The sequence below is a fragment of the Rhizobacter sp. P2_H2 genome (assembly GCF_056403375.1).
This window is the reverse complement of the sequence record NZ_JBFUFP010001724.1, coordinates 1-670: the sequence shown is the minus strand read 5'-3', so window position 1 is coordinate 670 and position 670 is coordinate 1. Positions and strand designations below refer to the sequence as shown.

The 670-nt window shown below is 69.7% G+C and carries 1 pseudogene; it reads right to left on the bottom strand.

The features are described 5' to 3' along the window. Window positions 1–670, bottom strand: a pseudogene (locus tag AC1D15_RS35850) (chromosome segregation protein SMC); the annotation flags it as partial.

Sequence of the window (670 nt, the reverse complement as noted above, 5' to 3'; positions counted from 1 at the left end):
AGCTCGTCCTGGGCCTGCTGCGAGCGCTCGGCCCATTGCTCGCTCTGCGCCTTCAGTTCGGCCAGGCGCTGCTCGACGCGCTGGCGGCCCTCGACCACGTAGCGGATGCGTTCCTCGAGCCGGCTCACCTCGAGCGAGGCCTCGGCCAGCGCGCCCTGCGCGGTGTGCAGCTCGTCGCTCGCGGCGTAGTGGGCCTGGCGGATGGTCTCGAGCTCGGCCTCGCCGTGGCGCAGCTCGGCCATGCGGGCTTCGAGCCCGTTGGTGGCCTCCAGCACCTCTTTCTTGACGCGCTCCTGCTCGCTGGCGGCATCGCGGTGCTTCAGGAACCACAGCTGGTGCAGCTTCAGCGTGCCGGATTCCTGCAGGCCGCGGTAGCGCGACGCGACCTCGGCCTGCTTCTCCAGCTTGTCGAGGTTGGCGTTCAGCTCGCGCAGGATGTCTTCGACGCGGGTCAGGTTCTCGCGCGTGTCCTTCAGCCGGTTCTCGGTCTCGCGGCGGCGTTCCTTGTACTTGGAGACGCCGGCCGCTTCTTCGAGGAACAGCCGCAGCTCTTCGGGCTTGCTCTCGATGATGCGGCTGATGGTGCCCTGGCCGATGATCGCGTAGGCGCGCGGGCCGAGGCCGGTGCCGAGGAACACGTCCTGCACGTCGCGGCGGCGCACCGGCTGGT